Source organism: Streptomyces goshikiensis (assembly GCF_014650555.1).
In the GTDB taxonomy this organism is placed as follows: Bacteria; Actinomycetota; Actinomycetes; order Streptomycetales; family Streptomycetaceae; genus Streptomyces; species Streptomyces goshikiensis.
The window spans coordinates 127,687-137,579 of record NZ_BMVE01000017.1 but is presented as its reverse complement, the minus strand read 5'-3'; the positions used below and the strand labels follow the sequence as shown (position 1 = coordinate 137,579).

General features: G+C 73.9%; 7 protein-coding genes. 5 read left to right on the top strand and 2 right to left on the bottom strand.

What is annotated here, in order from left to right; genetic code table 11:
- Positions 1–858, top strand: an 858-nt coding sequence (gene metK / locus IE248_RS33385) for a methionine adenosyltransferase (RefSeq protein ID WP_190032640.1), incomplete at its 5' end; no start/stop codon positions are given.
- Between the two features lie 99 nt (positions 859–957).
- A complete protein-coding gene (locus tag IE248_RS33380; protein WP_037792316.1) occupies positions 958–3,090 on the top strand; it encodes a primosomal protein N' in 2,133 nt (710 codons plus the stop codon).
- 126 nt (positions 3,091–3,216) lie between these two features.
- On the opposite strand, the gene IE248_RS33375 is transcribed toward IE248_RS33380, so the two are convergent.
- Positions 3,217–3,753 (bottom strand): hypothetical protein, encoded by a 537-nt coding sequence (locus IE248_RS33375; protein WP_073795908.1) that lies wholly within the window; start codon positions 3,751–3,753, stop codon positions 3,217–3,219.
- A gap of 254 nt (positions 3,754–4,007) precedes the next feature.
- Here IE248_RS33375 and fmt point away from each other — a divergent pair, with 254 nt between their 5' ends.
- Together fmt and IE248_RS33365 are read left to right on the top strand one after the other, a co-directional pair.
- Positions 4,008–4,952 (top strand): methionyl-tRNA formyltransferase, encoded by a 945-nt coding sequence (fmt, locus tag IE248_RS33370; RefSeq protein ID WP_037797211.1) that lies wholly within the window; start codon positions 4,008–4,010, stop codon positions 4,950–4,952.
- Between the two features lie 115 nt (positions 4,953–5,067).
- On the top strand, positions 5,068–6,573 hold the full coding sequence (locus IE248_RS33365) for an RsmB/NOP family class I SAM-dependent RNA methyltransferase (protein WP_047960513.1): 1,506 nt from the start codon (positions 5,068–5,070) through the stop codon (positions 6,571–6,573).
- 1,154 nt (positions 6,574–7,727) lie between these two features.
- Here IE248_RS33365 and IE248_RS33360 read toward each other — a convergent pair.
- Complete coding sequence (locus IE248_RS33360; RefSeq protein ID WP_190032639.1) at positions 7,728–8,984, bottom strand: MFS transporter; 1,257 nt, start codon at positions 8,982–8,984, stop codon at positions 7,728–7,730.
- A gap of 132 nt (positions 8,985–9,116) precedes the next feature.
- Between IE248_RS33360 and rpe the strand changes: the two genes are divergently transcribed.
- Entirely contained in the window at positions 9,117–9,803 is a 687-nt protein-coding gene (gene rpe / locus IE248_RS33355; RefSeq protein WP_008740389.1) for a ribulose-phosphate 3-epimerase, read from the top strand.
- Positions 9,804–9,893: the final 90 nt, after the last annotated feature.

Below are 9,893 nucleotides of genomic sequence, written 5' to 3'. Positions count from 1 at the left end.
GATGAGGACGAGCTCGACAAGCAGGGCGCGGGCGACCAGGGCCTGATGTTCGGGTATGCGTGCGACGAGACCCCCGAGCTGATGCCGCTCCCGATCCACATCGCGCACCGGCTCTCGCGCCGGCTGTCCGAGGTCCGCAAGAACGGGACGATCCCGTACCTGCGCCCCGACGGCAAGACGCAGGTCACCATCGAGTACGACGGTGACAAGGCCGTCCGCCTCGACACGGTCGTCGTCTCCTCGCAGCACGCGGCGGACATCGACCTGGACTCGCTGCTGGCTCCGGACATCCGTGAGTTCGTCGTCGAGCACGTCCTGGCGCAGCTGGTCGAGGACGGCATCAAGCTGGAGACCGAGGGCTACCGCCTGCTGGTCAACCCGACCGGGCGTTTCGAGATCGGCGGCCCGATGGGTGACGCGGGTCTGACCGGCCGCAAGATCATCATCGACACCTACGGCGGCATGGCCCGTCACGGTGGCGGCGCGTTCTCCGGCAAGGACCCGTCCAAGGTGGACCGCTCGGCCGCCTACGCGATGCGCTGGGTCGCGAAGAACGTGGTCGCCGCCGGTCTCGCCTCGCGCTGCGAGGTCCAGGTGGCGTACGCGATCGGCAAGGCCGAGCCGGTGGGCCTGTTCGTCGAGACCTTCGGCACCGCCAAGGTCGAGGTCCAGAAGATCGAGGACGCCATCGGCCAGGTCTTCGACCTCCGCCCGGCCGCGATCATCCGCGACCTCGACCTGCTGCGCCCGATCTACGCCCAGACCGCCGCCTACGGCCACTTCGGCCGCGAGCTGCCGGACTTCACCTGGGAGCGCACCGACCGCGTGGACGCCCTGCGCCAGGCCGCCGGTCTGTAAGACCTCACCACGTACGGCCCCGGACCCTCGCGGTCCGGGGCCGTACGCGTTCCGTCCCGGACCCGCCCGTTGTCGGTGGGGTTTGGTAAGAATGCGGGTGTGAGCAGCGCGAACGAGTCCGAACAGCGGGGCGGGGACCAGGGTCCCGGCGGCCCGCCGGAGCAGCTCGCGCTCATGCGGGAGATGGTCGCCGGCGCGAAGGCCAAGGCCCCCAAGGCCAAGCCGCGCACCTGGCGGGGCGCGGCGCTCGCCGAAGAGCTCCCCGTCGCCCGGATCCTCGTCAACAAGGGCGTCCTCCACCTCGACCAGCTCTGGGACTACGCCGTCCCCGCCGAGCTCTCCGAGGCCGCACAGCCCGGAGTCCGCGTCCGGGTCCGCTTCGGAGCCGGCTCCCACCAGGTGCACGGCGGCCGCCGGGAGGGCGGCGGTCTCATCGACGGCTTCATCGTCGAGCGCCGCGCCGAATCCGACTACGGCGGGGCGCTGGCCGCCCTCGCACAGGTCGTCTCGCCCGAGGTGGTCCTCAGCCCCCGCATGCTGGCCCTCGCCCGGGCCGTCGCCGAGCGCTACGCGGGCAGCCTGGCCGATGTCCTCCAGCTCGCCCTGCCCCCGCGCAACGCCCGCGCCGAGTCCAAGCCGTCCCCCGAGCCGCTGCCCGCGCCCGCCGTCCCCGAACCCGGCGGCTGGGCGCGGTACGGCGCCGGCCCCGCCTTCCTGCGCGCCCTCGCCACCGGCGCCGCCCCCCGCGCCGTGTGGACCGCGCTGCCCGGCCCCGGCTGGGCCGACGAACTGGCCCGGGCCATGGCGGCCACCCTCGCCTCCGGCCGCGGCGCCCTCGCCGTCCTGCCCGACGGGCGCACCGCCGCCCGGGTCGACGCGGCGCTCACCGCCCTGCTCGGCGAGGGACGGCACGCGCTGCTGACCGCAGAGTCCGGACCGGAGAAGCGCTACCGCCAGTGGCTCGCCGTGCACCGAGGCTCGGTGCGCGCCGTCATCGGCACCCGGGCCGCGATGTTCGCCCCGGTGCGGGACCTCGGCCTGGTGGCGATCTGGGATGACGGGGACTCCAGCCACAGCGATGACCACGCCCCGTTCCCGCACGTCCGGGAGGTGCTGGAACTGCGCGCCGTCAGCGACGGCTGCGGATTCCTCGCCGGGAGCACCAGCTGCACCGTGGAGGCCGCCCAGCTCGTCGAATCCGGCTGGGCGCGACCGCTGGTCGCCGCCCGCGAGACGGTACGGACCTGCGCGCCCCGGATCCGGACCGTCGGGGACGAGCTCCTCGCCCGGGACGGGGCGGCGCGCGCCGCCCGGCTGCCCAGCCTGGCCTGGGAGACCGTACGGGAAGGGCTGAAGACCGGGCCCGTACTGGTACAGGTGCCGCGGCGGGGCTACGTACCGCGGCTGGCCTGCGAGCGGTGCCGGACACCGGCGCGGTGCACGGTCTGCGCGGGACCGCTGGAAGCCCCCGACGAGCGGGACCTGCGGTGCGGCTGGTGCGGGAGGGACGAGCCGTCCTGGCACTGCGAGGAGTGCGGCTCCTTCCGGCTGCGCGCCCAGGTGGTCGGCGCCCGGCGGACCGCCGAGGAACTGGGGCGGGCCTTCCCCGCCGTGCCCGTACGGACCTCCGGGCGCGACCACGTCCTGGACGAGGTGCCGGACCGGCCGGCGCTGGTGGTGTGCACCCCCGGCGCCGAACCCGTCGCCGCGGGCGAGGGGTACGCGGCCGCGCTGCTGCTGGACGGCTGGGCCATGCTGACCCGGCCCGACCTGCGCGCCGGGGAGGACGCCCTGCGGCGCTGGATCGGCGCGGCCTCGCTGGTGCGGGGGGCCGGGCAGGTCGTCGTGGTCGCCGAGCCGACGCTACGGCCTGTCCAGGCGCTGGTGCGGTGGGACCCGGTGGGCCACGCGGTACGGGAACTCGCCGAGCGGGCCCAGCTGGGGTTCCCGCCGGTGTCCCGGATGGCCGCCGTGGCCGGGCGGGCCGAGGCGGTCGAAGCCTTCCTCGCCGCCGCCGAACTGCCGCCGGACGCCGAGATCCTGGGCCCGGTACCGCTGCCGGGCCGGCGCGGCGAACCCTCGCCCGGGGAGCGGGCCCTGGTCCGGGTACCGCCGGGCAGCGGGGCGGCGCTGGCCGCCGCGCTCAAGGCGGCCCAGGCGGCCCGGCTGGCGCGCGGGGTCTCGGCGGCCGAATCGGTCCGGGTCCGGATCGACCCGCCCGACATCGGCTGAACGCCGAACGCCCCCGGCGGAGCGCCGCCCTCCCGGCGGGGGCCGGGGGAGGGGGCGCCCGCCGGGGGCGGGTCGGTGGGTGGGGCGGAGCCGTCGGGGGTCGGCGTCCCGGCGGCCGGGAGTGCGTCAACCGCCCCGCGGGCCCGGGAAGGCCGGGGAGCGGGTGGCGGCGCTCGCGCCCGCCGCGCTCTGGGACTCCTCGCGCACCGGCTGCGGCGGCGCCGAGCGGGCGGCGGGGACCGTGGGGAGCGGCCCGAGCGTCCGGGTGGTCGCCCCCTCGGCCGGCTGCTGCTCGGCGGTGGACTCGGCGGCCTGCGCCCGGCGGGCCCCGTAACGGCGGTGTACGGCCTGCTTGGTGACGCCGAGGGCCGAACCGACCGCGTCCCACGAGAAGCCGAGCGAGCGGTCGAAGTCCACAGCGGCGGTGACCAGGGTCTCGACGCTGTCGCGCAGCTCCTGCGCGAGACGGACGGTGGGCGCGGGCGCCCTCCCGTACACGACGAAGCCCGTGGAGGGACCGGAGCGGCGCGGGCGGTACACGTTGCCGAGCTGGGCGGTGAGCGTACGCAGAGCATCCACCTGCCGGCGAACCCGCTCGATGTCCCGCACCAACAGGTGCAGGCTGGCCCGTGCTTGGGCGTCGTGGGTGGCGTGGTCGGCCATTGAAGAAGCCTCTCGAACCGGTGCTGAAGAGCGGATAGGGCCGCAGACACCGTTCTCGTCGGCGGCCCGGTTTCGGTCAATCTCTCTTGACCAACGCGCCACCCGGCGCCCAGGTCACGCTAGGGGGGCGTGTCGGCATATGCGAAGGGCGCGTGAGTGCGTGTACGCCCCCTCAACCGCGCAGGTGGGCCGCCCGGCGGACACCCCATAGACTGGTGTGCTGCTGACAGCCGAGATAGCGAGGTAGGACCCCAGTGAAGCTCGTCTTCGCAGGCACCCCCGAGGTTGCCGTGCCCGCCCTGGACACCCTCATCGCCTCCGGGCGGCACGAGGTCGCGGCCGTCATCACCCGGCCCGACGCACCGGCCGGCCGCGGCCGCCGTCTCGTCGCCAGCCCCGTCGCCGAACGCGCCGAGGAGGCCGGGATCGAGGTCCTCAAGCCGGCCCGGCCGCGCGACCCCGACTTCCAGGCCCGGCTGCGCGAGATCGACCCGGACTGCTGCCCGGTCGTCGCCTACGGCGCGCTGCTCCCGAAGAGCGCCCTGGAGATCCCCCGCCACGGATGGGTCAACCTGCACTTCTCGCTGCTGCCCGCCTGGCGCGGGGCCGCGCCCGTCCAGCACTCGATCATGGCCGGCGACCAGGTCACCGGCGCCTCCACCTTCCTCATCGAGGAGGGGCTGGACTCCGGGCCCGTCTACGGACACCTGACCGAGGAGATCCGCGCCACCGACACCAGCGGCGACCTGCTCACCCGCCTCGCCTTCGCGGGAGCCGGACTGCTGGCCGCCACCATGGACGGCATCGAGGACGGCACGCTCCGCGCCGTGGCGCAGCCGGCCGACGGGCTCTCGCTCGCGCCGAAGATCACCGTCGAGGACGCCCGGATCGACTGGAAGGCCCCGGCGATGCGGGCCGACCGCGTCGTACGCGGCTGCACGCCCGCGCCGGGCGCGTGGACCGTCTTCCGCGGCGAGCGGCTCAAGCTGATCTCCCTCGGGCTGGTCACCGACCGCACGGACCTGGCGCCGGGCGAGCTGGCCCCGGCGAAGAACAGCGTCTGCGTCGGCACCGGCTCGCACGCCGTGGAACTGCTCTGGGTGCAGCCGCAGGGCAAGAAGCCGATGAAGGGCGCCGACTGGGCCCGCGGGGTGCGGATCGCTCCCGGCGAGCGACTCGGCGGGGCCGACGTAGGCTGATCCCAGTCGTACTACCTGCCGTACCGGCGGCTTCCCCCGTCCACGGCCTTCGTACCGGCCTTCCGTACCGGCCTTCCGCATCAGCAGCGCCTCGTAACCCCGGAGCACCTTTCACGTGAGCGAACAGCCTCGTCAGCCTCGTCGTCGACCCGCCGCGGGCGGGGGTGGCAAGCCGTCCGGCCAGTCGGGCAACCGGGGCGGCCAGCCGGGCAAGCCGTACCGCCGGCCGCAGAAGGACCCCGTCCGGATGCTCGCCTTCGAGGTGCTGCGGGCGGTGGACGAGCGTGACGCCTACGCGAACCTCGTCCTGCCGCCGCTGCTGCGCAAGGCCCGCCAGGACGAGAACTTCGAGGCGCGGGACGCGGCCCTGGCCACCGAACTCGTCTACGGCACCCTGCGCCGCCAGGGGACGTACGACGCGGTGATCGCCGCCTGCGTCGACCGGCCGCTGCGCGAGGTCGACCCGCCGGTCCTCGACGTCCTCTCCCTGGGCGCCCACCAGCTCCTCGGCACCCGCATCCCCAGCCACGCGGCGGTCTCGGCGAGCGTCGAGCTGGCCCGGGTGGTGCTCGGCGACGGGCGCGCCAAGTTCGTCAACGCCGTCCTGCGGAAGATCGCCGCGCACGACCTCGACGCCTGGCTGGAGAAGGTCGCGCCGCCCTACGAGGACGACGCCGAGGAACACCTCGCCGTCTACCACTCGCACCCGCGCTGGGTCGTCAGCGCCCTGTGGGACGCGCTGGGCGGCGGCCGCGCCGGGATCGAGGACCTGCTGGAGGCCGACAACGAGCGGCCCGAGGTCACGCTGGTCGCGCGGCCCGGCCGGTCCACGACCGGGGAACTGCTCGACGCCGTCGGCGAGGACTCGGCGCTGCCGGGGCGCTGGTCCCCGTACGCCGTCCGGATGGCCGAGGGCGGCGAGCCGGGCGCGCTGGAGGCGGTGCGCGAAGGCCGCGCCGGAGTCCAGGACGAGGGCAGCCAGCTCGTGGCGATGGCCCTGGCGGCCGTGCCCGTGGACGGCCGCGACGAGCGCTGGCTCGACGGCTGCGCGGGACCGGGCGGCAAGGCGGCCCTGCTGGCGGCGCTCGCCGCCGAGCGCGGGGCGTTCCTGCTGGCCTCCGAGAAGCAGCCGCACCGCGCGCGCCTGGTGGAGAAGGCGCTGGCCGGCAATCCGGGCCCGTATCAGGTCATCACCGCGGACGGCACTCGGCCGCCGTGGCGTCCGGGATCCTTCGACCGCGTGCTGATGGACGTGCCCTGCTCCGGCCTGGGCGCGCTGCGCCGCCGCCCGGAGGCGCGCTGGCGCCGCCGCCCCCAGGACCTGGAGGGCTTCGCGCCGCTCCAGCGGGGGCTGCTGCGGGAGGCGCTGTCGGCGGTACGGATCGGCGGGGTCGTGGGCTACGCCACCTGCTCCCCGCACCTGGCGGAGACCCGGGTGGTCGTGGACGACGTCCTCAAGGGACGCGGCGCGGGAGCGGCGCCGGTGTCGGCCGAACTGATCGACGCCCGCCCGTTCATGCAGGGCGTCCCGGCGCTCGGCGACGGCCCGGACGTCCAGCTGTGGCCGCACCTGCACGGCACCGATGCGATGTACCTCGCCCTGCTGCGGCGGACGGCGTAGCGGAGCGGTAGCTCCCGGGGCGGGGTCGAACCGTGCTGGGGGCTTCCCGCCAGTCTCACTGTCCTTCCGGTTCGGTCCGGCCCGTCAAGGGCGCTCACTGCGTTCGCGTCGCTTCGCGATGGCCTTCGGCCACCCTTGACAGCCCGGCCCGCCCCGGAATGCCAAAGACTGTCGGGAACCCCCCAAAGAACGGTCAGGGGGACCATGGCCACCGAGCCATCGCGAGACGCCCGGCCGGAGCCCTGGCTTGGCGGAAACGCCGCCCTCCGGGCGGAAACCCTCCCGAACCTGCACTCCACGGTGTCCAGATCAACCAGGTCAGCGGTCAGGCGCATCAGATCGCTACCCGCCTGCCACTCGGCTCAGCGGCTGCGGACCGGCCGTGGCTGGACATAAGCCGCCCACGCTCGCCACGGGCATCTCGCCTCACGCGGCTGCGGCTTGTCTGTGGCTTCTTGTAGTCAGAAGACGAAGAGATCGGCCTGGATTGCAGTCAGGGAGACCAGACAGCCCACACCCACCCACCAAACCACCCCAATTCAGACAGGATTGGGGTGGGATTGGGGTCTCTGGAGGTCCGATGGCCTCCAACCTGCATGAAATGACGCATCCGACCGTCTCAGGCCGCACCATCCGACTACCTGTGGTCGCCGGCCGGTCCGCACTGTGTTCTGGTCGTGGGCGGCTTGTGTCTAGCCCAAGACGGGTGGCAGCCGCCAAGCCGAGAGGCAGGCGGGTAGCGATCGTGGGCGGCTTGTGTCCAGCCCAAGACGGGCCGCAGCCGCCAAGCCGAGAAGCAGGCGGGTAGCGATCTGGGGCGCCTGACCGCTGGCTTGGTCAATCTGGACAGCATCTGGTGCAGGTTCGGGAGGGTTTCCGCCCGGAGGGCGGCGGTCTCCGCTGGGCAGGGCGCCCGCTCAGGCGTCTCAGTGCGGCTCGGTGGTCATGTTTCCCCCTGACCGTTTCTTTGGGGGGTTCCCGGCAGGCTTATTGGCGTTCCGGGGCGGGCCGGGCTGTCAAGGGTGGCCGAAGGCCATCGCGAAGCGACGCGACCGGAGGGAGCGCCCTTGACAGGGCGGACCGACACGGAAGGACAGTGAGACTGGCGGGAAGCCCCCAGCGCTGTCTGGTCCCGCCCCGGTGGCTTCTGTTCCTCACACGCCCTCCGCCCTTTTCCGTACCGGGGAGAGCGCGAGGGGGATCCAGGCCAGGGCCGTGATGGTTGCGCCCGTCCAGAGGGTGGTGTCCAGGGTCGTGAGCTCCGTCAGGAGGCCCGAGGTGGCGGCGCCCAGGGCCAGGGCGCCGGTGAGCATGAAGCGGAAAGTGGCGTTCATGCGGCCCAGGAGGGGGTCCGGGGTGAGGTGTTGGCGGAGGCTGACGCCCAGGACGTTGTTCGCGCCGATCGTCATCATCGCCAGCATCCACCCCGCCCCCGCCAGCCAGAGCCACGGGCCGCGGTCCAGCAGGGGCACCAGCAGGGTGGCCGGGGTGAGGCTCAGCACCAGGGCGCGGCCGTAGCCGACGCGGGCCGCGAAGGGGCGGGCCAGGCGGGCGCCGAGGAGCAGGCCGATGCCGCCCGCCGCCCAGAACAGGCCGAGGGAGGCCGGGGAGAGCCCGAGCTCCCGTACGAACAGCACCGGCAGCATGGTGTTGATGATCGCCCCGCCCAGGTTGCTCAGCGTGGAGTTGAGCGCCAGGGCGCGTAGCTCCGGGTGGCCCAGGACGTGCCGCAGCCCCTCCCGGATCCGGGTCGTCAGCCGGGTGCGGTCGTCGGCCGGCGGGGCAGGGGTGGCGCCGATGCGGGTCAGGCGCAGCGCGGAGGCGAGGTAGGCGGCCGAGGCGCACGCGAGGGCGAAGGGCGCGGTGAGGGTGGCGACCAGGGCTCCGCCGGCGCCGCGGCCCGCGATGTTGGCGACGGCCATGAGGGTCACGATGGCCGCGTTGGCCCGGACCAGGCCGTCGCGGCCGATCAGCCGGGGCAGCACGCTCTGCGAGCCGACGTCGCAGAAGACGGTGGCGCAGCCCCCGAGCAGGACGACGGCGTACAGCTGCGCGAGCGTGAGCGCGTCGAGCCACTGGGCGACGGGCAGCGAGGCGTAGAGGGCGGCGCGGGCGAGGTCGGAGGCGATCAGGACACGGCGGGTGCGCAGCCGGTCGACCCAGGCGCCGGCGGGCAGGCCGATCAGCAGGAACGCGAGGGTGGAGAGCGTGGCGAGGGCGCCGACCTGTGCGGCCGTGGCGTCGAGGGCGGTGAGGGCGAGCAGCGGGACGGCCACCTGGCCGGTGTTGGTGGCGAGCTGGTTGAGGGTGGAGGCGGTGAAGAGGGTGCGGAAGTCCTTGTTGCGCCAGGGGGTGGCGCCGGCGGTCGTGATGTCCGGGGCGACGGGCACGCCGGTGGGCTGCGTTGTCATGAGCAGTACCGTGCCGGAGGTGACTCCGAAGGACAATTGAAATGTTCCCCATGATCATTTAAGCGGTGCTGCGGTAGTCCCGAGATTCGGGGTCATGGCCGGAACCGTGCGAGGGCATGGCAGGCTTGGGGCATGGCCGTTCAGATCAATCCCAGCATCCTGTCCGCGGACTTCGCCCGGCTCGCCGAGGAGGCGAAGGCAGTCGAGGGCTCGGACTGGCTGCATGTCGACGTCATGGACAACCATTTCGTCCCGAACCTCACCCTCGGAATGCCGATCGTGGAGTCCCTCAGCCGGGCCACGGACATTCCGCTCGACCTGCACCTCATGATCGAGGACCCCGACCGCTGGGCTCCGCAGTACGTGGAGGCCGGGGCCGGATCCGTGACGTTCCACGCCGAGGCCGCCGCGGCGCCCGTGCGGCTGGCGCGGGAGATCCGGGCCAAGGGGGCCCGGGCGGCCATGGCGCTGAAGCCGGGCACCCCGATCGAGCAGTACGAGGACCTGCTGCCCGAGCTCGACATGGTGCTGATCATGACCGTCGAGCCCGGCTTCGGCGGGCAGTCCTTCCTCGACATCATGCTGCCCAAGATCCGCCGTACCCGGGAGATGATCGCCAAGCACGGGCTCGACCTGTGGCTGCAGGTCGACGGCGGGGTCTCCGCGACGACCATCGAGCGCGCGGCCGAGGCCGGAGCCGACGTGTTCGTCGCGGGCAGCGCCGTATACGGGGCCGTCGATCCGGCCGCCGCGGTGCGGACGCTGCGCGAGCAGGCGGGCGCGGCGATCGCCGCCGCGCCGTGGGGCTGCGACCACTAGGGACGTCCCTGGGCGAGGGTTCGTGAACAGCTTGGTGAACGGGAGCTGTCCGGGCTGATCAGGGGCCGTTGGATCTGACAGGATGAACGA